Origin of the sequence: Acinetobacter sp. ACNIH1 (assembly GCF_002934695.1) — a bacterium.
Classification (GTDB): domain Bacteria; phylum Pseudomonadota; class Gammaproteobacteria; order Pseudomonadales; family Moraxellaceae; genus Acinetobacter; species Acinetobacter variabilis.
Genome location: NZ_CP026420.1, coordinates 2,513,471 through 2,538,826 on the forward strand (window position 1 = coordinate 2,513,471; position 25,356 = coordinate 2,538,826).

General features: G+C 43.3%; 31 protein-coding genes. 16 read left to right on the forward strand and 15 right to left on the reverse strand.

Annotated features, from left to right (window positions below):
• The first annotated feature begins 45 nt into the window (after positions 1–45).
• The gene (locus tag C3F22_RS12260) at positions 46–276 is read left to right on the forward strand and encodes a hypothetical protein (RefSeq protein ID WP_004781972.1); all 231 of its coding nucleotides are present in this window, start codon (positions 46–48) and stop codon (positions 274–276) included.
• A gap of 106 nt (positions 277–382) precedes the next feature.
• Complete coding sequence (rdgB, locus tag C3F22_RS12265; RefSeq protein ID WP_004781971.1) at positions 383–1,009, forward strand: RdgB/HAM1 family non-canonical purine NTP pyrophosphatase; 627 nt, start codon at positions 383–385, stop codon at positions 1,007–1,009.
• Between the two features lie 236 nt (positions 1,010–1,245).
• On the opposite strand, the gene C3F22_RS12270 is transcribed toward rdgB, so the two are convergent.
• The 3 genes from C3F22_RS12270 to C3F22_RS12280 all read right to left on the reverse strand — a co-directional run bounded on the left by C3F22_RS12270 (position 1,246) and on the right by C3F22_RS12280 (position 3,840).
• Complete coding sequence (locus tag C3F22_RS12270) at positions 1,246–1,947, reverse strand: IS1-like element ISPa14 family transposase (protein WP_001223318.1); 702 nt, start codon at positions 1,945–1,947, stop codon at positions 1,246–1,248.
• A gap of 116 nt (positions 1,948–2,063) precedes the next feature.
• The gene (locus tag C3F22_RS12275) at positions 2,064–2,945 is read right to left on the reverse strand and encodes a hypothetical protein (protein WP_004781969.1); all 882 of its coding nucleotides are present in this window, start codon (positions 2,943–2,945) and stop codon (positions 2,064–2,066) included.
• A gap of 112 nt (positions 2,946–3,057) precedes the next feature.
• Positions 3,058–3,840 (reverse strand): NRDE family protein, encoded by a 783-nt coding sequence (locus C3F22_RS12280; protein ID WP_004781968.1) that lies wholly within the window; start codon positions 3,838–3,840, stop codon positions 3,058–3,060.
• A gap of 93 nt (positions 3,841–3,933) precedes the next feature.
• Between C3F22_RS12280 and lgt the strand changes: the two genes are divergently transcribed.
• The 3 genes from lgt to C3F22_RS12295 all read left to right on the forward strand — a co-directional run bounded on the left by lgt (position 3,934) and on the right by C3F22_RS12295 (position 5,607).
• Positions 3,934–4,746: a prolipoprotein diacylglyceryl transferase gene (gene lgt, locus C3F22_RS12285; protein WP_004781966.1), complete on the forward strand. Its 813-nt coding sequence runs from the start codon at positions 3,934–3,936 to the stop codon at positions 4,744–4,746.
• A gap of 89 nt (positions 4,747–4,835) precedes the next feature.
• On the forward strand, positions 4,836–5,228 hold the full coding sequence (locus C3F22_RS12290; RefSeq protein ID WP_004781964.1) for a hypothetical protein: 393 nt from the start codon (positions 4,836–4,838) through the stop codon (positions 5,226–5,228).
• Positions 5,221–5,607 (forward strand): hypothetical protein, encoded by a 387-nt coding sequence (locus C3F22_RS12295; protein WP_004781963.1) that lies wholly within the window; start codon positions 5,221–5,223, stop codon positions 5,605–5,607. The genes C3F22_RS12290 and C3F22_RS12295 overlap by 8 nt, the downstream gene beginning before the upstream one ends.
• Positions 5,608–5,656: 49 nt before the next feature.
• Here the strand turns inward: C3F22_RS12295 and C3F22_RS12300 are convergent, their stop codons facing one another.
• Positions 5,657–6,202, reverse strand: a complete 546-nt coding sequence (locus tag C3F22_RS12300; RefSeq protein WP_004781961.1) for a CHAP domain-containing protein — start codon at positions 6,200–6,202, stop codon at positions 5,657–5,659.
• 285 nt (positions 6,203–6,487) lie between these two features.
• On the opposite strand from C3F22_RS12300, the gene C3F22_RS12305 reads away from it, so the two are divergent.
• The 7 genes from C3F22_RS12305 to msrA all read left to right on the forward strand — a co-directional run bounded on the left by C3F22_RS12305 (position 6,488) and on the right by msrA (position 11,809).
• Positions 6,488–7,239, forward strand: a protein-coding gene (locus C3F22_RS12305; protein WP_228127233.1) for an IS5 family transposase whose coding sequence is annotated in 2 segments (ribosomal slippage) — positions 6,488–6,722 and positions 6,722–7,239 — 753 coding nt in all. Because the reading frame shifts where the segments join, the coding sequence is not laid out codon by codon here.
• 192 nt (positions 7,240–7,431) lie between these two features.
• The gene (locus C3F22_RS12310) at positions 7,432–7,923 is read left to right on the forward strand and encodes a lipocalin family protein (RefSeq protein WP_004781957.1); all 492 of its coding nucleotides are present in this window, start codon (positions 7,432–7,434) and stop codon (positions 7,921–7,923) included.
• A 171-nt stretch (positions 7,924–8,094) separates the two neighbouring features.
• The gene (gene thyA, locus C3F22_RS12315) at positions 8,095–8,937 is read left to right on the forward strand and encodes a thymidylate synthase (protein WP_104426630.1); all 843 of its coding nucleotides are present in this window, start codon (positions 8,095–8,097) and stop codon (positions 8,935–8,937) included.
• Positions 8,938–9,035: 98 nt separating this feature from the next.
• A complete protein-coding gene (gene dfrA40, locus C3F22_RS12320; RefSeq protein ID WP_004781911.1) occupies positions 9,036–9,548 on the forward strand; it encodes a trimethoprim-resistant dihydrofolate reductase DfrA40 in 513 nt (170 codons plus the stop codon).
• 26 nt (positions 9,549–9,574) lie between these two features.
• On the forward strand, positions 9,575–10,621 hold the full coding sequence (locus C3F22_RS12325) for a DUF4105 domain-containing protein (RefSeq protein ID WP_104426631.1): 1,047 nt from the start codon (positions 9,575–9,577) through the stop codon (positions 10,619–10,621).
• A 103-nt stretch (positions 10,622–10,724) separates the two neighbouring features.
• Entirely contained in the window at positions 10,725–11,186 is a 462-nt protein-coding gene (locus tag C3F22_RS12330) for an META domain-containing protein (RefSeq protein ID WP_005232292.1), read from the forward strand.
• Between the two features lie 98 nt (positions 11,187–11,284).
• Complete coding sequence (gene msrA / locus C3F22_RS12335; protein ID WP_004781907.1) at positions 11,285–11,809, forward strand: peptide-methionine (S)-S-oxide reductase MsrA; 525 nt, start codon at positions 11,285–11,287, stop codon at positions 11,807–11,809.
• Between the two features lie 89 nt (positions 11,810–11,898).
• Here msrA and C3F22_RS12340 read toward each other — a convergent pair whose 3' ends face one another.
• From C3F22_RS12340 to C3F22_RS12360, 5 genes are all read right to left on the reverse strand, one after another.
• Positions 11,899–12,303 carry an ExbD/TolR family protein gene (locus C3F22_RS12340; protein ID WP_004781905.1) on the reverse strand — a complete coding sequence of 135 codons (405 nt, stop codon included), beginning with the start codon at positions 12,301–12,303 and terminating at the stop codon, positions 11,899–11,901.
• A complete protein-coding gene (locus C3F22_RS12345; protein WP_004781903.1) occupies positions 12,303–12,926 on the reverse strand; it encodes a MotA/TolQ/ExbB proton channel family protein in 624 nt (207 codons plus the stop codon). The genes C3F22_RS12340 and C3F22_RS12345 overlap by 1 nt, the downstream gene beginning before the upstream one ends.
• A gap of 25 nt (positions 12,927–12,951) precedes the next feature.
• Positions 12,952–13,728 carry a hypothetical protein gene (locus C3F22_RS12350; protein ID WP_005232296.1) on the reverse strand — a complete coding sequence of 259 codons (777 nt, stop codon included), beginning with the start codon at positions 13,726–13,728 and terminating at the stop codon, positions 12,952–12,954.
• 193 nt (positions 13,729–13,921) lie between these two features.
• Positions 13,922–14,788, reverse strand: a complete 867-nt coding sequence (gene purU / locus C3F22_RS12355; protein WP_005232297.1) for a formyltetrahydrofolate deformylase — start codon at positions 14,786–14,788, stop codon at positions 13,922–13,924.
• A gap of 61 nt (positions 14,789–14,849) precedes the next feature.
• Positions 14,850–15,569 carry a TetR/AcrR family transcriptional regulator gene (locus C3F22_RS12360; RefSeq protein ID WP_213064457.1) on the reverse strand — a complete coding sequence of 240 codons (720 nt, stop codon included), beginning with the start codon at positions 15,567–15,569 and terminating at the stop codon, positions 14,850–14,852.
• Positions 15,570–15,684: 115 nt separating this feature from the next.
• Here C3F22_RS12360 and C3F22_RS12365 point away from each other — a divergent pair, with 115 nt between their 5' ends.
• The 4 genes from C3F22_RS12365 (at position 15,685) to C3F22_RS12380 (ending at position 19,588) form a co-directional block, all read left to right on the forward strand.
• Complete coding sequence (locus C3F22_RS12365; RefSeq protein WP_005232298.1) at positions 15,685–17,133, forward strand: coniferyl aldehyde dehydrogenase; 1,449 nt, start codon at positions 15,685–15,687, stop codon at positions 17,131–17,133.
• A 165-nt stretch (positions 17,134–17,298) separates the two neighbouring features.
• Positions 17,299–17,535 carry a 50S ribosomal protein L28 gene (rpmB, locus tag C3F22_RS12370; protein ID WP_000048256.1) on the forward strand — a complete coding sequence of 79 codons (237 nt, stop codon included), beginning with the start codon at positions 17,299–17,301 and terminating at the stop codon, positions 17,533–17,535.
• Between the two features lie 16 nt (positions 17,536–17,551).
• Positions 17,552–17,707: a 50S ribosomal protein L33 gene (rpmG, locus tag C3F22_RS12375; protein ID WP_001205031.1), complete on the forward strand. Its 156-nt coding sequence runs from the start codon at positions 17,552–17,554 to the stop codon at positions 17,705–17,707.
• 153 nt (positions 17,708–17,860) lie between these two features.
• Complete coding sequence (locus C3F22_RS12380; RefSeq protein WP_104426633.1) at positions 17,861–19,588, forward strand: cation:proton antiporter; 1,728 nt, start codon at positions 17,861–17,863, stop codon at positions 19,586–19,588.
• Positions 19,589–19,789: 201 nt separating this feature from the next.
• Here C3F22_RS12380 and C3F22_RS12385 read toward each other — a convergent pair whose 3' ends face one another.
• From C3F22_RS12385 to C3F22_RS12410, 6 genes are all read right to left on the reverse strand, one after another.
• Positions 19,790–20,068 (reverse strand): hypothetical protein, encoded by a 279-nt coding sequence (locus C3F22_RS12385; protein ID WP_004781893.1) that lies wholly within the window; start codon positions 20,066–20,068, stop codon positions 19,790–19,792.
• Positions 20,069–20,172: 104 nt separating this feature from the next.
• Positions 20,173–20,676, reverse strand: a complete 504-nt coding sequence (locus C3F22_RS12390; protein ID WP_005232300.1) for a DUF6586 family protein — start codon at positions 20,674–20,676, stop codon at positions 20,173–20,175.
• 208 nt (positions 20,677–20,884) lie between these two features.
• Entirely contained in the window at positions 20,885–21,136 is a 252-nt protein-coding gene (locus C3F22_RS12395; RefSeq protein WP_005232301.1) for an RNA recognition motif domain-containing protein, read from the reverse strand.
• An 83-nt stretch (positions 21,137–21,219) separates the two neighbouring features.
• Entirely contained in the window at positions 21,220–23,208 is a 1,989-nt protein-coding gene (locus C3F22_RS12400) for an ATP-dependent helicase (RefSeq protein WP_104426634.1), read from the reverse strand.
• A 289-nt stretch (positions 23,209–23,497) separates the two neighbouring features.
• Entirely contained in the window at positions 23,498–24,640 is a 1,143-nt protein-coding gene (locus C3F22_RS12405; RefSeq protein ID WP_005232304.1) for a glycerate kinase, read from the reverse strand.
• Positions 24,641–24,763: 123 nt separating this feature from the next.
• Complete coding sequence (locus C3F22_RS12410; protein WP_005232306.1) at positions 24,764–25,336, reverse strand: HdeD family acid-resistance protein; 573 nt, start codon at positions 25,334–25,336, stop codon at positions 24,764–24,766.
• Positions 25,337–25,356 lie beyond the last annotated feature (20 nt).

A 25,356-nucleotide genomic window follows, 5' to 3' on the forward strand; every position in this document is an offset into this window, starting at 1 on the left:
ATTAAAAATAATAAACTATTTCTAAAGCCTATAAAGGGAATTTACATGAAAAAATTTAAGGGATATGCATCATTGCTGTTATTTTTTCCATTAGTCGCATGTACAGTCTCAACAACTTCTTACAACACTTGGAATAAGCCTGGCATAACTAGATATGAAGCAGATAATGCTCTCGCAAAATGTAAATATGATTTAGGCTTAGCCAAAATTGATGCAATGGATAGAGAAGATATGGTTAATAACTGTATGAAGGCTCAAGGTTTTAGAAATAGATAAAATTAAAAGCACCTTCGGGTGCTTTTTTATTACCGGTTTATTTCACGTAAATTGGCAAGCAAGGTTAAAATAGTCCCTCCCTTAAAGTTCAACAACGAGATTCAACATGACTTCAACTGACTGGTTATCCCAAGGCACACTGGTATTAGCAAGTAATAACAAAGGCAAAATTGCAGAATTCGAAAAGATGTTTGCCGAGCTTAAACTACCGGTTGAAGTGATTCCTCAAGGCAAGCTAAATATCGGAGATGCGATTGAAGACGGTTTAAGCTTCGTAGAAAATGCCATTATCAAGGCGCGTCATGCGTCCAAAATTTCGGGTAAACCAGCCATTGCCGATGACTCAGGAATTTGTGTGCCCGTACTCGGTGGTATGCCAGGAATTTATTCAGCCCGTTTTGCCGGTGAACATGGCAATGATGCAGCCAATAATGAAAAGCTTTTAAACAGACTAAAACCGTTACGCAAAGATGGTGAAGCGATTGAAGGTATGTTTGTGTGTGTACTGGCCTTAGTCCAGCATGCTGAAGATCCACTGCCACAAATTTTCCAGGGCATCTGGAAAGGTGAAATTCTGGAAGCACCACGCGGTGAAAATGGTTTTGGTTATGATCCATTATTCTGGTTACCAGAACTAGGAACTTCTAGTGCGGAACTGAGCAAAGAAGAAAAAAATAAAATTAGCCATCGTGGTCAGGCGATGAAACTGTTTAAGGCGAGTTTGGAAAAATAAATCTAATTCCTAAAAGGAGTCCTCCCTCCTTTTAGGAGGGAGTTAGAGGTCATTCCCTCACCCTTGGGGAGAAGGAGCCCTCCCTTTTTCAAAGGGAGGTTGGGAGGGATTCTTCCATCTCACCCCTTACTTTTTATTCTCATTCATTTCTACAAAGAACTTAATCCTCCTCAATCCCTTCCCTAATAAAGGAAGGACTTTCAAAAACTGGTGGTGTTTCAAAAAGTATGCTGACATTAAATGAAGCCATTATTGATGTAAAAAAAGGTTAAGTCGAAAGCTTTAAAATGGTTTTCAATCTTTTTTGAAAAATTACAACTCCTTCTAAAACCGCGCCTAATTCGATGCCTTATTTTGCAATTATTACCTTCAATACCTACAGTAAAAAATTTACCAATACTTTGCTTGCAGTTTTTAAAAGCAGTGATGAAACTGTCCCAATGATCACTTGCAATTCGGGTGTAGTGAATACCTAATTGTTTAAGCTTTGTCTTCAATCGTTGAACTGTAGCTAAGTCTCTTTTACCCCAAACATAAGCAACAATCTCACCTGTTTCTCGATGGTAGGCGTAAATAAGCCATTGTTTATTATTTTTATTTCCCACGAAAGTCCAAAACTCATCAACTTCAAGAGACTCATAATGACTTTGTTTAGGCTGAATTTGGTAGGTCGATTCGGTTAAAGTACGTAAAACTTTACCGATACTGATTCGCTCAACTTCAGCGATATCTCGTATACCACTACCTCTGACCATCAACTGTAATATTTTTCGAGTAATGCCTGAATTACATCCTAGATAGCTCAGAGCATGGTCACCAATAAACTGACGTTTACAGTCTTTGCACTGATAGTTTTGTTTCCCATCTACTTTGATGCCATTTTTCTTTATACTGTCACTGAGGCAGGTTGGACATTTGATTTCTAGAGTTATTCGCATTTCTCTATTTTATCAAAATTCAACCTGCTTTGTTTCAGCATACTTTTTGAAACACCACCCAAAAACTTTATACCCTCTCTCTAACTCTCTCCCAGAGGGAGAGAGAACTTTTAAATTTATAAACCCGGTACCAACATATGCACCACCACCCCATATACTCCAATCAAAATTGAACTCGCAATCGTTCCTGAAGCGATATATTTGGCTGAATAACCTGTGCCCTGATAATGGGTCTCCAGTGCCACAATATTCGCGGCGGGTGGAAGCAGGAAATACATCATCATCACAGCATAAATCAGGGCTTGATGTGGAATCGGTAACAAGAAATAAGCCCCTGCCGCCAGACCTAGAGCCAGCACAAAACGACCGCTGATCAAGATCAAACTACGTTTTAAATCACTCAGTTGAATCCTGACTTTACTCAGCCACATTCCCAGAATACACATACCGGCAAAAGTCACTAGAAGCTTGTTGGCTGCATAGCCCCATTGAATCAGCGGATGCGCTTCATAGGCACTAAAATCCCAGAAGGACAGAATCGCTGCAATAGAAAGCGCAATCACTGGCGGGGATTTCAGCATATTTTTAATAATGAATTGGGGAGCCTGTTTTTCAGCACTGACTGCCACTACTGCACTGACATTGCCAAATAAGGAACCACCAATATAAAGAGCAACAATAGTATTTAAGGCATCCGGACCAAATACAGCTAAGGCAAAAGGAAAGCCAAGCCAGACCCCATTTAAATAACTAAAACATAATGCCCGCAATTTATCTTTGGAGAAAAGAAAGAACAGGCCAAATAGAAACAGTGAGCTAAAGATACTAAAACCGATCAGCCACAAACTGCCCGGCTTATAAAACACCATGTTGTAAATGACAATCAAGGGAATCAAAAGACGTGCCAGCAAGGCCGCCATGAATGGACGGATCGACTTTAAATAATGAACGCCCCAGAATCCAATCAGAAATGAAATAAGCGGAAGGAGCAATGCCATAGGAAAGCTGAAAATGCGTAGATAGATGGGCTTTATCCTAGCATACCTATCTGTTTTCAGAGTTCACTGTTTAAACTGATCTTTTTATAAATATCATCACCAATACTGTTATTTAGCTAATAATCGGAATAACTTGTTCAACGATCTGTCCTGCTGTTTCACCCTGCTGGGATTTTTCCAGCCACTGCCACTCATCGGTTTTCATTCTCAGGAAATTGGAACAGCGCGTGCCATAAGCCGGACTTTGAATAAAGGTTGAAGACAACAACTGTTCCAGTTCATGTGAAATCCCGGTCTTCGGCAACAACTCCGGAATGATCTTGCGTTCATCTTCCAGAATATCCCAAACGGCATAATAAAGATCAGATTCAGGCATATTTGGATACTGCAGCATGGGCAGAAATTCCTGGGTAAAACGCTTGCGCAGGTGTCGAGTCTTTTCCCAATGTTCCGTGAGCAAGCCATTGGACACTACATACACGCCATGTGCTAGTACTTGTGGTGCCTCACCACGGTTACTCATATAGACTGCCTGCTCTCGATCGCCGACAAACAGGTTAAAGCCCGCATAATCACATTGACATTTTTCCAGTTCTTGAGCAAACCGGATAGGTGTCAATTCGGATTCCAGAAAATGCTGAATGATATGTCCACGTGAAGTTGGGTAGTTATTCTTGTCATTACCATCTCTGAAATTGGTAATCACTGCCCATCGTCCTGAAACCGTTATACCCATCCAGGTACCACCAGACTGAAGATCCTGCCCGGCAATAATCGGACTGTTCTCCCATTCATGTAATGCCTGGGTTGGACGTTGATAGAACTCATCACGATTTGAAATCAGACATAATGGCGTTTCATCCAGAACCCGCCAAGCCAGTGCCACAATACACATAATTGATGCTCTCGATCTTTACACATTGAATGTACAACATTTTTCTTCGCTTTCAGCTAAAATCTGTGCAAAACAGAATCACAAGGAACAGGAATGCTCACCTATCCAAACATAGATCCCGTTGCAATTTCGCTCGGACCTTTGCAAGTCCACTGGTATGGACTGATGTATCTCTTGGCTTTTTTATTTGCCTGGGGACTGGCGACTTATCGCTCTAAACAACGCGGCTGGACACCAGATATGGTCTCGGATCTGATTTTCTTTGGGGCGCTAGGTGTGATCATCGGCGGCCGGGTTGGTTATGTTTTATTCTACGGTTTTTCTCAGTTTTTGGAAAACCCACTCTGGCTGTTCCAGATCTGGACCGGTGGCATGAGTTTCCACGGCGGTTTCCTCGGCGTAATCCTGGCAATGTTATGGTGGTGCAAGAAATACAAAATGGCCTGGTTCCAGACGCTAGACTTTATTGCACCCTGCGTTCCGACAGGTCTGATGTTTGGCCGGATCGGTAACTTTATTGGTGGTGAACTCTATGGCCGTCAAGTGACTGATCCAAACTTTGCCTTGGGCATGATTTTCCCAACTGATCCATTACAACTGGTACGTCATCCCTCACAACTGTATCAGGCGCTCTGTGAAGGCCTGATTCTGTTTATTGTACTGTGGTGGTTCAGTAGCAATCCACGTCCACGTATGGCGGTTTCTGCGGTATTCCTGACCGGCTATGGTCTGGCCCGTTTTATCGTCGAGTTCTTCCGTGAACCGGATAATGGTCAGCTCTTTATTGGCTGGATGAGTAAAGGACAATTCCTGAGCCTGCCAATGATCCTGATTGGTCTGTGGATGCTATGGTACGCCTATCAGAAGAAAGTTTATGACTGGGGTCCACAGAAAAATAACGTATAATTTTTATAAATATTGCGAGGCCTCTGCCTCGCTTTTTTATATTTAAAATATGCTAAAGTGCTTTTTATCTTTTCTGTTCATACATCATCATGCTTGAGTTCTGGTTCAATCCGCAGGTGTCAATCCTAAAAAAACTGCTGTTCTTTGTTGTGATTGCTGCAATTGCCGTAGGTCTGTACTGGATGGAACCTTTGCCTTTAGATGCCATCCTGATGTTTGCCGGTACCGGAATTATTTTCCTGATTTGTCGTTACTGTAAAATTCATTTCGCAGCAAAAAATCCGACTGGCCCGTTCTATCGTGTCCTGACCTGGATTCCGATTGCCTTATTAATCAGCCTGATTTTTATGAACATGAAACAGGGTGAAATCTTGCTGCCAGGCGCTCAGGGAATTGCCTTTATGGCTTTGGCAATCTGCCTGTTTTCGCCTCTGTCTTTGCTTAATCAGAACAAGCCGGATTCAGGTTCACCACATGCTTGAATTCTGGTATTCCGAACACTGCAATCGTCAGCTCAAGCTCATCATTATTATTGCGGTATGTATCGTAATTTACATAGCATCGACTGTAACGAAACTGGGTTCGATATTTGTTGGAATCAGTCTGGCGATTGGAATGCTGATGCACGTCTTGCGTGAATTCAGATTAAAGCTTTCTCCTGAAAATCCTTATGCTGAAGGTTTTCGTGCTTTAACGATGGCGATTCCGATTGTGGCAGTAATTAGCCTGATCGGTTATTTACCCAAAACAGGTGAGATCGGAGAAACTGTAGCGCTAGGTCTACAATGCTTAGGCTTTGTGGCGATTGGACTGTTTATCGTGTCGATTTATAATCAACGTGCGAAACGCTTCGAAGATTGAACCATTTCGCGACTTTCATTTTTAAGTTCTGAAATTTTCAGCGTCGGATTTAAAGATAGGAATCCAGACGGTAATACGTATATTTCACATTGGAATTACGATAGACCGCATAGCCATTCTGTTTAAAATCAGAAACCCAGGCTGAACCAGAATACGCTGCAATATGACCATACTGATGCTGTGAAGTCCGGTCGATAATATAGATATCACCTTTTTTCGGACGGTCAAAAGACAGGTTGATTTTTCGATAGCCCAATTGCTGCAGGGTGTTACCCCAGTCAGCTGCGGCAACAGGATGATTCACAATTTTTGCACCTGAAGACTGCAATCCGACGCGAATACTGCGTGCACATTTCTGTGTACTGGTACTGCGGGTAATGCCTTGCAGGTAGCTGGTGAATTTTTCAATATCGAAACGCTGGCCGTTCATTGCACCGAAAGTCTTGCGAGATTCAGAGTTTTTGTTACGAGCTGACGCAGAGGTATAGCGCTGAGGCTGACGTTTGGAATTTTGTCCCGATTGGGAACGAATTATGACGTTCGCTTGAACAGGAGCATGCACTTCGCTCATATTCACTTGATGATCATAAATCATATTGGACCAAGTACTCCTCGCCTGTAAGTTTGGCTTTCAAATCTTCAACACGCGGTGAATACTAGACGGTTAAATGTTACTTTTCACGTTAAAAATGTAAATATATTTTTCCGCATTTATTTAATTTTACTTAACTTGTTATTTCTTTTAGATTTAAAAAATTTACAATTTTCACAAAAAAGTTATAAATTCACTACTTTTCAAATTAGGGCGTGTCCTCATTTGAAGAATTGGTTTTAAATACTTAAAATCCTCCTTTGAGTTATTTTTATTTCTATATTTTCAATGGCACGTACTCTTCTTACCGATGATATCTGGCAGCAAATTCAAGATACTATGCGATTACATGGTTGCTACCGTTCAAAGAATAGTAGAAATATCATGGAAGCGATCTTATGGAAACTGCGTACAGGCGCCACATGGCGTGATATTCCTCAAGAATTTTGTCCTTGGCAAACTGCTTATAATCGTTTTAATCGTTGGGCAAGCAAGGGATTGTGGAATAAATTTTTTTTAGATTACGAGGCGTCTTGGATCAAGAATGGGTATTCATTGACGGAAGCTACATACGCGTGCATCAACATGCAAGTGGAACTCGGAATGGTTTCGAAAGAGCAATTGGACAATCACGCGGTGGACGAACAACAAAAATACATCTTGCAACCGACGCGAATGGATTACCGATTGATTTTAAAATCACTGGGGGTGGCGTCCACGACAGTCAAGTTGCAAAACAACTGATTGATACTGTAGGCGAGGCAACTTATCTCATTGCTGATAAGGGGTATGATGCTGAGCACATTAGAATATATGCCCAGAACAAGGATATGATTCCCATCATTCCAATGAGATCAAATAGTAAAAGATCGAATAAGGAGTTTGATAAATATCTATATAAATTAAGACATTTAGTTGAAAATGTGTTTGCGAGATTGAAGCATTTCCGAGCGATTGCAACCCGATTTGATAAGCTTGCACGAAATTACCAGTCTATGATTTACATTGCTTGCATGTTTATTTGGTGTAAAGCCAAATGAGGACACGCCCTAATTAGCAGTTCTGCTCAGACTATTTCTAAATCAATATTTGAGCGCCTTTCTGACTAAATCTGTAATTTTACTCACGATAATAAAGTCAACATTTCACTACAGGATTACATCATTCCGGCTAACAACTCTCGTATTAGGCTGATTTAGTAAATTTAAATTGAGATGATGAGGAAGAAAAATATGAGTCATGATGTAAAGACTATTTCAAATTTCAATTTAGAACAATATTTAGGGATCTGGTACGAAATTGCCCGTCTGCCTATGAAACACCAACCTGAAGACAGTACTGATATTTCCGCAGCCTACAGCCTGAATGAAAATGGCACAGTCCGCGTCCAGAACCGTTGTCTAGATGGTGCGGGCAAACTGGATGAATCTATTGGGGAAGCCACTATTGTTGATGCGGAACATGGCAAACTGGAAGTCAGTTTCTTGCCTGAAGGTTTGCGCTGGGTACCTTTTACCAAAGGGGATTACTGGATTCTCAAACTGGATGACAACTATGAGACCGCCTTGGTTGGTGAGCCAAACATGAAATATCTATGGCTCCTGCATCGTAAGCCGACACTAGATGAAGCAACCAAACAGGATTATCTGGCCTATGCTGAATCTCTGGGTTATGACCTGTCCGATCTGATCCATACGGTACACACCGGTAAGCCAACAGCTTAAAAAAAGATGATAAAAAAGCATCCATCATGGGTGCTTTTTTATACCCTTTTCTCTCATGTTTAATCATTTTCACTGCTATGCGGAAGTGCTCAAAAAAATGTTATGATGAGCGCAATTTTAAATTGCCCAATTCAAAGAAAAGCAATTTGCAACAGATTTTAAGAGAGACCTATGCGCCAATATCTTGACCTTTTACAACATATCCTCGACAACGGCGGCGATAAAGGCGACCGTACCGGCACAGGTACACGCTCGGTATTTGGTCATCAGATGCGCTTTGATCTTTCCAAGGGCTTCCCTTTACTTACCACTAAAAAAGTTCATTTCCGTTCGATCGTGATTGAACTGCTGTGGTTCCTGAAAGGCGATACCCATGTAAAGTATCTTCAGGATAATAAAGTGACCATCTGGGATGAATGGGCCACTGCGGAACAGACCTCACGCTTTGGTCGTCCAGAAGGTGAACTTGGTCCAGTCTATGGCCATCAATGGCGTAATTTTGGTGCCACTCAAAATTCAGATGGCAGCTACAATCAGGATGGTTTTGACCAGATCAAATGGCTGATCAATGAGATCAAGACCAATCCAAATTCACGCCGTCTGATTGTGTCTGGCTGGAATCCGAATGAAGCGAGTCAGGTGGCTTTACCGCCTTGCCATACCCTGTTCCAGTTCTTTGTACATAATGGCAAATTGTCTTGCCAGCTTTATCAACGTAGTGCTGACGTTTTCCTTGGCGTTCCGTTTAATATTGCCAGCTATGCCCTGCTGACTCATATGATTGCGCAGGTGTGTGATCTGGATGTAGGCGATTTTGTCTGGACGGGTGGTGATACGCATCTATATGCCAATCATTTTGAACAGGCCAAACTTCAATTGAGTCGTGAGCCTTTAGGCCTATGCCAGTTAAAACTGAATCCTGAAGTTAAAGACCTGTTTGATTTCAAATTTGAAGATATTGAAATTGTGGGTTATGAATCACATCCAGGAATTAAAGCGCCAGTTGCAGTTTAATTCCTGTTAAACCCCGGAAAATATTCAAATCCCACTTTGCTTAAAGTGGGATTTTGCATTTTAATAGCAATAATTTTTATCTGTTTTTGAGTATGGGTATGGCATTTCAGGATTTAGAAGTCGTTCATGTCGTGGCAATGGATCAGCAGCGCTGTATTGGTAAGGACAATGACCTGCCTTGGCATATCTCAACAGATCTCAAGCACTTTAAGGAAATCACTCAAGGCGGCGTAATTGTCATGGGCCGTAAAACGCTTGAGTCGATGGGCCGTGCGCTGCCTAAACGTGTGAACTGGGTGATTACCCGCGATCCTGACTGGTCCTTTGAAGGCGTCAAAGTCGCGCATACGATTGAAGATGCCTTGACTCAAGCCGTGGCCGATGTGCAGGCTTCAGAAAAACCGAATGCTATTTTTATCATTGGCGGCGGTGAAATCTTTAAACAGACTCTGGAGATCGCTGATCGTCTGGAACTGACCCATGTTGAACTGGATGTACAGGGTCATGCCTACTATCCGGAAATTCCGGCCGAGTTCAAAAAAGTTGCGTCAGAACAACATATCGATGACAAAACCGGTATTGCATTTGAGTTCGCAACATACAGAAAATAAAGCCTATTTTCTATAAAAGATCGAACATGCAAGGACAAGACAATTCAGAAAAGCATTGGAGCCTGTGGTTATTAGGGAGTCTGTTTAGTGTATTTGTCCTGTGTTCAAGCCTTTGGCTGAGCCTGATGCTCTGGGTACAACAACCCTTGGGCAAAATTGGCAGCATCATTCTGGTTGGTCTCTGGCTTGTGTTTGCCTGTGTGGTCTTGGGCATTTATTTCACCAAGCATCTGATTTCCCGACAGGTGGATACAGTGCTTTATTTGCTGGCCTTTCTGTTCAGCTTACTGGCTTATTTAAGCATGGAGCCTCGTCAGGATCGTGACTGGAATCCTGAAGTTTCCCGACTGCTCTCCTATGAGCAGCAAGGCAATCAAGTCACCTTGCACAATATCCGTAATTTTGACTGGCAAGCAGAGGGGCAATATACCGAACGCTGGGAAAGCCGGAGTTTTGACCTGAACGACATTACCGGAGTAAACATCATTACCTCTTACTGGATGGGGCCTAAAATTGCCCATACGCTGGTCAGTTTTGATTTTGCCAATCAGAAACCACTCGCCTTCTCGATCGAAATTCGCAAAGAAAAGAATGAGAAATTTTCTGCCATTGGCGGCTTCTTCCGAAAATATGAACTAAGTCTGGTCGCCTCAGATGAAAAAGACATTGTATATACGCGTAGCAATATTCGTGGCGAGCAGGTCTATTTTTTTCCGTTAAAAATGCCACAAGCAGAAGCTCAAGCCCTATTTAAAGAATATCTGCGTAAAGCTGATGAACTGGCCAAAGAGCCTAAATGGTATAACACCCTGAGCAGTAACTGCACGACTCTGGTCTTTGATATGGCTCAGGCAGTATCTCAACAACAGCTTCCTTCAGATTACCGCTTGCTGGCTTCTGGGTATTTACCTGATTATTTATATGATTTAAAAGCGCTAGATCAACGCTGGGATATACAAACCTGGTATCAGCGTGCACATGTTAATCCACGAGTTAGAGATACCGGTCAGATCTCCAGTCAGGAGTATTCACAACGCCTGCGTCAAGGCCTACCTGAGTCGAATTCCAGATAATTTTCCAAGTTATCTAACTTAAAGAAAGATACAAAATCAACTGGCATATATTTAATTTTTTTGTTTATATACAAATAGCTAACTCAGAATTAGAGTCTCTCTCATGCTAAAAAAATTAACAGCAATCATGATTTTAGGTTCAGTCTTTGCAATGTCGGGTTGTGAAACTGTACCTAGTACCTCATCAGTCAAAACTGAAAATAATTTACAGCTCCTGCAAAATCGTACCTGGATTGTGAACCAGATTGGTAATACCGAAATTACTACAGCACCGACAGCACGCAATATTCCAAGTCTGCAATTCGATGCAGTGACTCAACGCGTGTCTGGCGCAGATGGCTGTAACCGTATCATGGGCAGCTACACTGCCGGTAAAGATACTCTCAACTTAAGCCAGATGGCGAGTACCGAAATGGCTTGTCTGGATAATGACGGTCTGGATCAAAAATTTAAGGAGGCACTGAGCAAAGTGACCCATTATCAGGTCTACGGTAAAACCCTGAAATTAATGGACCGTCATGGCAATTTACTCATTCAGTTAGAAAGTGCAGTACAGCCTCGCTAAGTTTTGACTACAAAAAGCCTGTGTCGTGCAGGCTTTATATCTTTCATACTCATATGAACATTCAATAATCAGCACTCTACAATGATGAGGACTTAACCATGCAACAAGCACTATTTGGTGGTGGATGTTTTTGGTGTACCGAAGCAGTATTTTTACAGCTTCAGGGCGTACAGAAGGTCGTCAGTGGCTATGCGGGCGGACAAAATCCTAATCCGACCTATGAGCAAGTCTGTGGCGGTGATACCAATCATGCCGAAGTGATCCTGATCGATTTTGATGAAAATCAGATTACGTATAGTCAGTTGCTCGAAGTTTTTTTCGCAACCCATGATCCAACGACATTAAACCGTCAGGGCAATGATGTCGGCACGCAATATCGTTCTGTGATTTATTATTTTAATGATGAGCAAAAAGAAACTGCACAGCTCACAATAGATTCATTAAAAGCTGAAGGGCTGAATATTGTGACTGAACTTAGCCCTGCACCGACTTTCTATCCTGCCGAAGAATATCATCAGAATTTCTTTGCCAAGAATCCGAATCAGGGTTACTGTAATTTTGCGATTCCGCCCAAGCTGAATAAATTACAACACAAGTTTATGACGCTGCTTAAAACTCATTAGACTGGATTCTGCTTGATCATATGCCCTATTAAATTAAGGCAATAAAAAAGCGACTGAGATCAGTCGCTTTTTTATTTGAGAGCAAAAAATTAATTATCGGTTGCAAAGGCAATATCGCTGAGTCCGGCTCCACTCGCGCGTGACATCACTTGAGCAACAGTGTCATAACGTGATTCTTTATCTGCTTTCAATACGATGGTCGGTTGACGCTGTGCCTGGCTCGCCTCATTGAAACGGGTTTCAAGTTGATCCAGGGTCAGTACATCGCCATTCCACGCTACATCACCTTTGGCATTGATGCTAATGGTGACATTTTCAGGTGGTAGGTCAATAATTTCTGCAGTGGTTTGCGGCAAAGTTAATGGAATTGATGGGTTCGCAACGGTCGCTGTCACCAGAAAGATGATCATCAATACCAACATGATGTCGATCAAAGGAATGAGGTTCATCTCATTCATGCCTGTATCGTTGTCTTCACCCAATTGAAAAGCCATTAAGCTTGACCTCCAACTAAACTGTCTTGTGCTACTTTTGCATCAGCCTTCTTTGCAGAAGAATCCTGTTGCAACATGGTATCAATCAATAAGCTATGCGCATGGTCTTGCAATTCATTGCTTAAAGTACGGTTAACACGTACACAGATGTTATATGCAAGTACTGCAGGAATTGCCACAGCCAGACCCAGACCGGTCATGATTAGCGCTTCACCCACTGGAGTCGCTACTTGTGCCAGACCTGCCTGACCACTCTTACCCACGGCAACCAGTGCGTGAAAGATCCCCCATACTGTACCGAATAGACCGACAAAGGGTGAAATTGAAGCGATGGTACCTAGGACGGATACACCTTTTTCTGCATTGCCTTTTTCTAATGCGATCTGACGCAATAAAGCCTGCTCAGCTACAGCTTTACGTTGTTCAAATGCCAAAGGAGTCATTTTATTTTTCAATTGTCCTAATGCTTTAGATAATTGAGCATAGGCAATCTGTTTAAGTTGGCGAGTGCCCATTAAACGCAGCACAAAAATGGTCCATGTCGCAATCGACATTGCCAATAACACGAAATACAGTGTCTTACTGACTGCATCAGCATGTTGCCAATAAACTGAAAAGTTCATATTCGAACTCCTAATGGGTTAGCCGTTATTTGGTAATCTGAAAATCGAAAGGCTGTTCCACTCGGGTTGGATAAGCCACACCATTTTCAATATATTTGGTCAGTTGTGCACGACGTACCGCTGATTCAACTTTGCGCGTAACGGCCGGACTACAACTCGAATTTCGTGCGGTCGCAGAGACCACTTTCCCCTGCTCATTTGCAGATACATCCACCATCAATGAACAGGCTGATTTTAACTCTCCTGCCGAGAGCGACACTTTTGGTGCACGCTGCCACGATACGCCGCCGCCAATTGCAACACTTTTTGGTGCTGGCGGAGCAGGTGGAGCCGGCGGTGCGACAGGTGCTGGTGGCGCAACCGGCACAGGTGCAGGTGCTACTTTTTTAGTTTCAGTCACGACCGCAGGAACCACTGGGCTTGGTGCCGGTTTGGCTTCAACTGGCGGTGCAGTAACAGGTTTAGGCGTTTCTGCTTTCTTCACCTGCTCAATTTTTTCTACTTTTTTGGGTGGCGGTGGCAGCGGTTTTTCTACAATTTTAACTTCTTTCGGCTTTGTTGGCTCTTGTTTAGGCTCTGGCGGCTTTGGCTTCGGTAGTAAAGGTTTTGGTGCTTCCTGAAGTTTGACGAAACGGACTTTTAGAGGCTCTTTATCGACTGGTTTCAGTTCAGGTGCTTTCATCTGGCTGACTGCCCATAAAAGACCCACGTGTCCAACCAGAACCGCCGCCAGAATAGAAACGACTTTCTTTTTCATCTGATTTGACGGTGGTGGTGTCATGGGAGCAGCAACTTGACTCATTAAATCTATTTACCTCGAAGAGATGATACGAAACAAACTATCAAGCTCATCGGTTAGCACAATTAAAGTACGCCAATAATAAATGAGAAGTGTTTTCATTTGCAACTACTAATCCCACTTTTCTCCATTATTTTTGTTTCAAACAAAAAAGACATACTTAAAGTATGCCTTTTTTAAACAGAGATGCAAGTGCTTATTGGAACACGACAGTTTTATTGCCGTCGACAATGACACGGTCTTCCAGATGCCATCTCACTGCACGTGCCAGTACATTACGTTCAACGTCCTGACCCAGTTCACGCAGCTGTTCCACAGTAAAGTCATGGTTCACACGCTCTACATCCTGCTCGATGATTGGACCCTGATCCAGATCAGCTGTCACATAGTGTGCAGTTGCACCGATCAGTTTTACACCTTTGTCATACGCTTGTTTGTAAGGATTGGCACCCACGAACGCTGGCAGGAATGAATGGTGAATATTGATCACTTTCATTTCCCATTTACTTACGAACTCTTCATCAAGAATCTGCATATAACGGGCTAATACCAGCAGATCGTTGCCCTGCATCAGTTCATCGATCTGTGCATAAGCTTCACGTTTGTTCTCTTTGGTCACCGGAACCACTTCAAACGGAATACCGAAGTTTTCGACTGATTCACGTAGAGTCTCGTGGTTAGATACTACTTTAGTGATTTCACATGGCAGACCGCCGCGTGCATGACGCCATAGCAGTTCAAGCAACGCATGGTCGACTTTAGAGACCAGAATACCGACCTTTTTCACATCACTAACCAGTGCCAGACGCCAGTGCATGCCATAACGCTCTGCAACATTGGCAGCAAAAGTCTGCAACAGGCTTTCTTTACGGCTTTGCAGATTGTCCAGTTCAAACTCAACACGCATGAAGTAACGTCCGCCCTGCGCTGCTGTCGCGTATTGATCAAGCGCCGTAATGTTGGCACCCTGATGATACAAGAAGCTTGAAACAGCCTGCACGATGCCCGGCTTGTCTTCACAAGTAATCAATAAACGTGCGGTATTAGCAGTCGTCATATTCATGTTGGTTAAGGTCACTAATTAGTTAAATTAAAAAAATAAGCCGAGTATTCTAACGCGTTTCTTAGATATTCTGAATAGTTTGTTCAGATTCAGGCGGTTTAGGCGACGATAGACTGGCAAATAGCTCTGAAGAACCAAACGAATTGAGCAGGCTCTCATACGTTTGACGGCTTTCACCACGCAGGTAAGCACCTTCCAGAAACACCATCTGACGCAGTGCTTGCCAGACCCATTTTTCTTCCAGAGTGTTGGAATCGGTAATATGCCCCGACATATACAGGAAGTTGGTCCAGTTGGTCAGTACAATCCATAGGTTAATGATCAGCGCTTCAATTTCTGAATCGGTCATTTCCATCAAGCCGGCATTTACGAAGGCTTTATAAATTTTTTGTCCCTGCTGCATGACCTGTCCAGCAAAACGCGGATAAAGCTTGCGGAAATCTTCGTTATTTTCGACCAGATGGTATACATCACGGTGCAGAAAACGATAAGCCCAAAGCTGACTGCTCAGTACCTGAAAATAATGAATCTTATCATTGGCATCCAGAGCACGATCTTCCGGAAGTGCTAGCATTTCCAGCGTCTGATGCTGATACTGCTCCATCAGTTCCTTGATAATTTCATTTTTATTACGGAAATAGTAATACAGATTACCTGGACTCATGCCGAGTTCAGCAGCAATATGATTGGTGGTTACAGATCGTTCGCCACGTTCATTAAACAACTGCAAGCTGAGCTGTAAGATACGCTCTTTGGTTTTTAACGTTTTGGTTTGGGACATCCTAAAATAACCATTCAGTTCATGCATTAGCAAGGCTAACACACAAAGTAACTTGACTAATTAGAGTATTTGCTCTAAAAATTAATTAATCGATTTTGAATAATGGTAGTGCGGCATGAACAGTCACACAAAAACAACTTCAATGACACCACATTTTCTTGATAGCCAGCACCTCAATGAAATTCTGGCTCAACAAAAACACGCCTACTTACGCTACCCACTGCCGACTGCAAAGGAACGTATCGATCGTTTAGCTCGGCTTAAGCGTATCTTAGTTAAGTATCAAGATCAATTTGCCGATGCAATTAATCAGGACTATGGTAACCGCTCTGTCGGGGAAACCAAAATTGGTGAGTTACTGACTTGTCTTGAACATATTAAATATTACAGCAAAAACCTGACCGGCTGGATGAAACCGTCCAAGCGTCATGTCGGTATTATTCACCAGCCGGCAAAAGCCTGGGTACAGTATCAGCCTCTAGGCGTGATCGGCATCATCGCGCCGTGGAACTACCCTTTATTATTATCCATCGGCCCTCTGATCTGTGCGTTGGCTGCGGGTAACCATGCCATGATCAAAATTTCTAGTTCATCGGCTGCTTTTGGCAAGGTATTGGAAAAAGCCTTAGCTGAAGCTTTTCCTAAAGAACTGGTTGCCGTGGTGAATGGTGGCGGTACGGTATCTGATGCCTTCTGCCGACTGGTTTTTGACAAGATGATCTTTACCGGTTCAACAGCTGTCGGTAAAACCGTGATGGCAGCGGCTGCTGAAAATCTGGTACCAGTAATTTTGGAACTGGGTGGCAAGTCCCCTGTACTGGTGCATCCATCGATTGACCTGCGTGATGTGGCTCAGCGTATTGCCGTGGGCAAGCTCTGGAATGCCGGACAGACCTGTGTAGCGCCGGATTATATGTTCCTGCCACGTGGCAAAACTGCCGAGTTTATCGATCATTTTAAAGCCTGTGTCGAAAGCATGTATCCGGACATCAGCCATAATCAGGATTACACCTCGATTATCAATGACAAACAGTACAACCGCTTGCAAGGTTATCTGGATGATGCCCGTGAGCAAGGTGCGCAGATTATTGAAATCAATCCGCGTAATGAATCGCCAGCAGACCTGCGTAAAATTGCACCGACTCTTGTAACCAATGTCATGCCAAGCATGCAGATCATGCAGCATGAAATCTTTGGGCCGCTCCTGCCGATCATGGAATATGATCAAATTGACGACGTCATCGACTTTATTAATAGCCGTCCGCGTCCACTTGCATTATACTATTTCGACTTTGATCAGGCGCGTGCTGATTATGTCGCACAGCGTACCCATTCAGGGCATTTCGGGCAAAATACTGTATTAACCCATGTCGCACAGGACGATCTGCCATTTGGTGGTGTCGGTGCTTCCGGTATGGGTAAATATCATGGGCCAGAAGGCTTCTTCAGTTTGTCGCATGAACGGTCAGTAATGTCGAATCCTAAGCTGTATAGCTTGAAATACATTCTGCCTCCGTTTAATAAGCCGATCCATAAGCTGATTTCGAAGACACTTCTTCGATAAATGATCAAGGCATGAGCTATCACACGGGCTCATGCTTCGTTTTAGATAAAATCGCTTGTCTTTTAAGCGCATTTTTGATATAAAACGCCCCTTGAATGAATTCAATCCGTTTATTTTTGACTGGCCATACAGATTTGCTGTTGGCTAAATCAATGGAGTTACACCATGTCTAAGGTTTGCCAAGTTACCGGCAAGCGTCCAGTCGTTGGTAACAACGTCTCACACGCCAACAACAAAACTAAGCGCCGGTTCGAGCCGAACCTGCACCACCACCGTTTCTGGTTAGAAAGCGAAAAACGTTTTGTACGTCTTCGTTTAACCACTAAAGGTATGCGTATTATCGACAAATTGGGCATTGAAAAGGTTGTTGCTGACCTTCGTGCTCAAGGTCAAAAGATCTAAGTAAGGAGTCAGGACAATGCGTGATAAGATTCGCTTAGTTTCTTCAGCTGGTACAGGTTATTTCTATACCACTACTAAGAACAAACGTACTATGCCGGAAAAAATGGAAATCAAAAAATTTGATCCAAAAATCCGTCAACACGTAATCTTCAAAGAAGCTAAAATCAAATAATTTTAGTTTTTTGAAAAAAGCGACCTTCCCGGTCGTTTTTTTTTGCATTTTTTTTATGCGGCTTGATAAACTTTCTGTTCCTTCTGGCATTTTCTGTGCTTATTTCCCATAAAAAACTGAAATTTCATAAAATTTATTTTAAAGGAGTGTTTAGTGCCACATGACGTAGAGCTCATTATCCTGTTAGCTGTCGGTTTTGGCTTGGCCCTGGTTTTTGGCTATATCGCTGCACGTCTACGCCTTCCCCCCCTGATTGGTTATCTGGTTGCCGGGATTCTGATTAGCCCGAACACCCCAGGCGTCGTCGGTGATGTACATCTGGCGAACCAGCTAGCCGAACTTGGCGTCATGTTCCTGATGTTTGGTGTCGGGATGCACTTTTCTCTCAATGACCTAATGCAGGTCAGGCGTATTGCTTTGCCAGGTGCGGTCTTACAGATTGCAGTCGCAACACTGCTCGGAGTCGGGGTCTCCATGCTCTGGGGCTGGAATTTTGGCTCTGCCCTGATCTTTGGCTTAAGCCTGTCCTGTGCCAGTACCGTCGTGCTTCTCAAAGCCCTAGGGGATCGTGGCCTGCTCGAATCCATTAACGGAAAAATTGCGGTGGGCTGGTTGCTGGTTGAAGATCTGGTCATGGTGCTGGCACTGGTATTATTACCTGCAACTGCAGTACTGCTCGGTGGTCAGGCCCTGGAAGGCAGTAGTAGCGATCAGAATGTCTGGATCACCTTAGGCATTACCCTACTCAAAGTAGCCGGTTTCATTGCCTTCATGCTCATTATTGGTAAGCGTCTGGTACCAATGATCATGCAAGTAGTCGCACGTTTAGGCTCACGTGAGCTGTTTACCTTAACCGTCGTAGCTGCAGCCGTATCGATTGCCTTTGGGGCTTATAAGGTCTTTGGCGTATCCATGGCACTCGGTGCGTTCTTTGCCGGGATGGTGGTCAAAGAGTCTGACTTCAGCCACCGTGCTGAGGAAGAAACCTTACCGTTGCGTGAAATCTTCTCGATTCTGTTCTTTGTTTCGGTTGGTATGCTGTTTGATCCGCGTATTCTGATGGATCAGCCGCTTCATGTATTGGCGGTGCTCGGTATTATTATGATCGGTAAAACCATCGCAGCGATGGCACTGGTGCTGTTCTTCCGCTACCCAATCAATACGGCACTCACCGTCGGTGCATCTCTGGCACAAATTGGTGAATTCTCTTTTATTCTGGCCGCACTTGGTGTATCGCTAAATCTATTATCACTCGATGGACAAAACCTGATTCTGGCGGGTGCCCTGATTTCGATTACCCTGAACTCGTTTATTTTCTCAGCAGTAGAACCAGTACAAAAATGGATTCGCGAACGTTCGTCTCTCGCGCGTTTATTGGAGCGTAGTGGTGATCCGCTTGCCATGCTACCGGATGAAGTCTCGCAGGACTATCTGCGCGATCAGGTGGTGATTGTCGGGCATGGTGAAGTCGGTCGTCGGATTACCCTATCCTTAATGGAACAAAATATTAAGGTAGTTATTGCCGAAGAAAATCGTGAGATCGTAGAGAACTTGCGTAAAAAAGGCATTGCAGCAGTTTCTGGTGTCGCAACTGAACCTGGTGTGCTGATTCAAGCTCATATTCAGCATGCACGTCTACTGGTGATCTCACCAATGGATATTATTGATATCCACAAAATCGTGGATATTGCCAATACCCTAAATCCTGCTATTCAGATTCTGCTATGTGCGGAAAGCAAGGAAGAAGCTGAAGTGATTCGCCGTGACAATATTGGCGAGGTGTACTATGCCAAAGAGGAGATGGCGAGAAATATGAGCAATCATATTTTGAACCAGATCGAGATTGCGCATAACCATCCACCTACGCATTATTCAGGCTGATTTTTTAAAGAAGTTGTCAAAATTGGCAACTTCTTTTTTTATTGATTGGACTGAAATTTATCAGATCGCTAAACTATAAAATTTTAAATTGCTTCTCTAATTTAACCGACTTAATTTTTCTCTTATTCTCTATTTTTTTATTTCATAAAAACAGAAAAAGCACACTTCAAGTGTGCTTTCCTGCTCGCCAGGGTAGGCAATTTAGCTCATATATTTTGGCTCTTCATCCACAACTTCAGCTTGCCATTCATTGACCTGCTGTTCCAGCAAACCATATAAAGCGGCTTGAATCATGTGTTGTGCAATCACAGGCGTTTGATCACCCAACAGGGCTTTCACCTCGTCATTAAACTGAATCATGACTAATGGCTGTTTTTTTGAGCCCGCATTTCGTAATGCCAACGCGCCACCTTCAAGTTGAACGAGTTCCAAAATCGCGTCTTGATTACCAAATAAATCTTTCAACTGTTCTATAGACATATATCCTCCATGTTCAACATGGTGGCAAAGAGCGATTGCACTTTGCATCATTAGAGTAATTGATATAGGGTTAATAATCGCAATTTCAAGTACAGCTGATCAGATTAAAATTCAACCATCTCATTACGAAAACCATCAATAAGCTGCGTCAGGTCACGATGCCATTCTCGTAATATAGCAGTATCAGGTAACCAGGCTTGTGGTGTCTGTGTGACTTTAATGATGAGATTTGAAGAAGTTTCGTCTTCAGGTTGTGGCGAACTTGGCTCGGGCGCATATTGGCAGAGACGGTAAGCACGTTTCAGCTCAGCCAGAAAACCATCTTTGGATAAATGCTGTAATACGGTCACTTCAGGTGATACCTGACCCTTAGTCGCCATGAGCTCTTCAATTGATTTCAGCGTCGGGCTCAGGTCATTCAGACGGTAATAGCGTACCAGTTCCTGTAAAAAGGCCAACAGTGCCCCATGCAGATGAAATACGGCAGCTTCACGATGAGCTTGTGCCTGCTGCACATGATCAGTCTGTTCAGCCTGCTGACAGGCCAGACGGGTGAAATAAAGTTTTTGATTGGTACGGTCCGCATGATAGCGAGCAACTCGTGTCATCGAGATTTCCTAAGCATTAAAACAAATTTTGGCTCTTATAAAGTAAAACGTACGCTCGCATTACGCAATGCAAGATTGTCTACGCTGTCGATCTATTCTGCATGATCTTGATACTTCAGACTGCTGATATTGACTCTTCAGTAAAAATCCAAACCTTTTTAAGGGCAAAAAAAAGAGCATCACACATGCTCTTTTTTATAAGGTATTATTAAGCCTGTGGCTTTTCTTCAGCTTGCTTCACACGAATCCCCTGACCATGCAAGCGCAGTGTATTTAAACCTTTAATTGCTTTAACAGCTTCACGGCCATGCGGCATTTCTACGAAAGCAAAACCTTTAGACTTGCCTGTTTCTGCATCCATGACTAGCGCACAAGATTCAACAGTACCGTATTGCTGAAACAGGGTCAGCAATTCAGCTTCTGTTACAGTGCGTGCCAAGTTACGAACTAAAATTTTCATCGGATAACCTTAGGAAGATAGGCAAAAATAATCAAAAAGCACGTGCCTACTCTACTTTTTGCGTCAAACCCAGAAAGGATAGTTTAATCGAGATCAATCCCAAAATCTAAATTAATCGACTGGCGCTCCATTAAAGCACTTTTCACAGTCTGTTGACGGGTTTTGTAATGAGTTTCTGTAACACATAAATTACGGTTCAGATTATTAAGAAAATAGCTTTCAATTTTACGTCCCTGCTCATCTACCGTTTCACGCGCCCAGTGATTGAGGTTTTGCTTGGTCAGAATTAGCTCATTCTGTGCACGAGTCAACGCTACATACAGCACACGACGCTCTTCCTCGACATCATCGAAATCTCCTTGCGCACGTGCATGCGGATATTGTCCCGGCGTGACATTGGCCACATAACAAACTTTCTGTTCCGTACCCTTGGCCGAGTGAATGGTAATGAGGGTCACTACATCCGTATCCGACTGGCGTTCAATTTCAGAAATAGAGACCGGATCGAGCACATATTCTTCCAGAAATTCACTCACTTGAGCATGTTTAGAAGCTAGCTGTTTAACCAATTCAAAATCACCCTGACGGCGATTCCAGTCCTTTTTATAGTTCTCGGCCAGTTGTGCTTCAATCGCCTGTACTGCCAGACCAACACAGGCCTGTACTTCGGTTTTGAGTACCGCCATTTGCTTCATGATCAGAATGGTTTCTAGCGGGATCTTGCCAAATTTTTCCAGCTTGTCGGCAATCTTTTCCATCTCTGGCTCAGCTAAAAGCTGCTGTGACAGTTTGCTTGCACCGACATCACCGATACCATTCCATAATGTCAAAAAGCGCATCCAGGCAATATCGTCCAGCGGGTTCGCCACCACACGCAACAGGCTGAGCAGATCTTTTACATGTGCAGTTTCTAACAGTTTCATCCCGCCAATGAATCGATACGGAACATTGGCCGCGATACAAGCTGCTTCAATATGTCGCGCTGCATAACTGGAACGTACCAGCACCATATGATCGGACCATTTGCTGCCTTGCAGATAATGGCGCTCTTTTATATCAATCGCGATCCATTTGGCTTCATCAAATTCATTCGGGAAAATGTGCATCTTCGGCTTAATGCCTTCACCACGATGCGCATCCAGACGTTTGTCATATTTGATTTCGGACTGATCCAGTAACCAATTAGACAGGTCCAGAATTTCCTGGGTTGATCGGTAATTCTTTTCTAGTTTAAAAATTTTTGCATCCGGCACACGCTCTTTGAAATGGTGAATATTTTCAAAATCGGCACCGCGGAAACCATAAATCGACTGCGCATCATCCCCAACACAGAATAGGCTAATATGTTCTTTGAGAGGTTCCAGCAATGCCCATTGCAGTGGATTGGTATCTTGCATTTCATCCACCAGCATATGTCGACAGATCGAAGCCACATAGTCCACCAGACCTTCAGACTGTGCCAAAGCAGTCGCCACCACAGCGAGGATATCGTCATAATCCAGAAAGCTACGCGCACGCTTACGCGCTTCATATTCCTTCATAATGTCGGCAATCTGGTCTTTGAGTGCCAGATATTCCGGCATCTGCTTTTCCAAAGACAGACTCAGTTTTTGCCGGGTATTTCGCGCAAAGGAATATAAATTACAGAGTTCCTGTGGCTTTGGCAGGTAATCCGGATTTTTCTTGTCATCCCGACCACGGATCAGGCGGAACATCATCAGCTGATCATCACGGTCAATAATTGAAAACTGTTCCAGACCAAAAGCCTTTGGAATTCGGCGCAGCAGATACATACAGAAGGTATGAAACGTCGATGCACGTAAGCCTTTGGCCTGTTCATCGAGTGCCAGTTCCACCCGTGCCACGATTTCACTCGCCGCACGACGAGTAAAGGTCAGAATCTGAATCTGATTCGCTGGTACACCCTGATCAATCAGATAAGTTGCACGCGCCACGATAGTTTTGGTCTTGCCACAGCCCGCCCCAGCCAAAACCAGACTGTGCTTGGCATCAGTCGTCGCAGCTTGTTTTTGTTGGGGATTTAATTCATCAATCAGGGTGGCTAAACTCATTTTCACTCATCATTCTGTGGATAGGTGTAGTTTAACAGATCACTCTTATTATAGCTTTGAGCTGCTCTGAAACAGACCGAACTTTTATTCTTAATTCGCTATAGGGTTGACGGCATGAATGCCGTCTTCTGGATTGGGGTATAGGGATATACCCTCAACCTAGCAAAGGATTTTTGTCACCTTGCGAACTCAAAATATATTTTGAGGATTCTCATCCTTGAAAAGTAAAATCTGCTTAGGCATTTATATTTGTCTTTTTATCAAGCTTTTGCGGCAATGACCATCTTACTCAAACACCCTGTTCCTGAATATTTTGAACAGTTTGAACAACTGCTTTTTCCAGATTAATTTCTGCATTCTTTAAGGCTTCTTCCAATAAACAATCTGGTGGATTAATTCCGATAATCTGGCTAAATCCAGTCTGATACAGTGACTCAATCCCTTCACCGACCAAACCTGCAAACGCAATTACCGGTTTATTCAATTGCTGGGCGACCTGAGCCACACCAAATGGGGTTTTTCCTAAAGCGGTCTGATGATCGATCTTGCCCTCGCCAGTAAGAACATAATCTGCATCTGCAATTTTTTCCGCTAGTCTATTTTGTTCCGTAATTAACGTTACGCCGGATTGCAGCTTTGCTCCTGCAAACGCCATCAACCCAAAACCTAACCCACCGGCTGCCCCTGCGCCGGGAAAGTTTTTAAAAGAAATATCTAAGCTTGTTTCAACCAGATCAGCAAAATGTCTTAGATTTCGATCCAGCTGCTGTACCATTTCCGATGTTGCACCTTTCTGCGGCCCAAAGATCACTGAAGCACCATTCGGTCCACACAATGGATTATTCACATCTGAAGCAATCAGGATTTCTGTATTGTTTAAACGAGTATCGAGTTGGGAAAAATCAATTTGATCAATCTGATCCAGATTACCACCACAGACCTGAATTGATTCTCCCGCAGTATTTAAGAATCGGGCTCCTAAAGCCTGAGCCATTCCAGCACCACCGTCATTGGTCACACTACCACCGAGCCCGATAATGATTTTCTTTACGCCAAGCTCCAGCGCCTGTTTGATCATTTCCCCTGTGCCATAAGTCGAGGTCAACATGGGATTACGTCGAGCAGCTTCGAGCAGATGAATGCCATTGGCTTTCGCCATTTCAATCACTGCGGTCTGACCAGCATCAACCAAGCCAAAGTAAGTTTCGATCGACTGACTGGCTAATGGTCCAGTGACTTGGCACGTTACTCGTTCACCTTTTAGGCTTAAAATTAATGCATCTACAGTTCCTTCACCACCATCTGCCATTGGTAAAGTAATACAATTTGCATCAGGAAAGACCTGCAAAATACCACGCTGCATCGCCTGACAGGCCTGTTCGGCAGTCATACTTTCCTTAAATGAATCGGGAGCTAGAACAAAGATTTTCATGAATATGATCGGCCGCGTTATAGGTTTTATACTAATTTGAAATGCATACCCATCTTACAGGCAAAGCTGAACATGCCAATAAAAAAAGAGCGCTCATTGCACTCTTTTTTATACTGGTCTTACTTAAATATCTGCGGAGCTTTTTGGAACACGATGCTTGATATAGGAAGCTAAAGTCAGATAGTTAATCCCTTGGAACAAAATATCGATTGCCAGAAAAGCACCTAGAACCCAGAACGGTGCATTCGGTGACAATAGAATCAGGATACCTGTAGCTAAAGTTAAAATCCCGGAAAATAAAGTCCAGCCCCAGCCGCGAAATGCTTTAAAGATAAAAGCATTCAAGACGCGAATTATTCCCGCCACAATCAAAGCAATCGCAAGCAGATTGGTCAGTACAATCGCAGTTTTCGCTGGCGTGCTAAAAGCATAATATCCCGCAATAAAATAGATGATACCGAATAGCAGCCAGAGCCAGCGAAATGTCCCATCGAAGATTTTAATCCCGGCAATCAGATGAACTACCCCACCTATCATCATCAGGACCCCAAACAGGAATACTACAGATAAGGTGGCAAAAGGCAGCGACGCTAACAGTACAATTCCAAATAACACTAATAAGGCACCCAGGCCTAAATACCATTTACGGTTTTCATGCAATTGATGCCGAACCAGATCATTTCCAACAGTCTTCATATTCTTCTCAAGTAATTGGC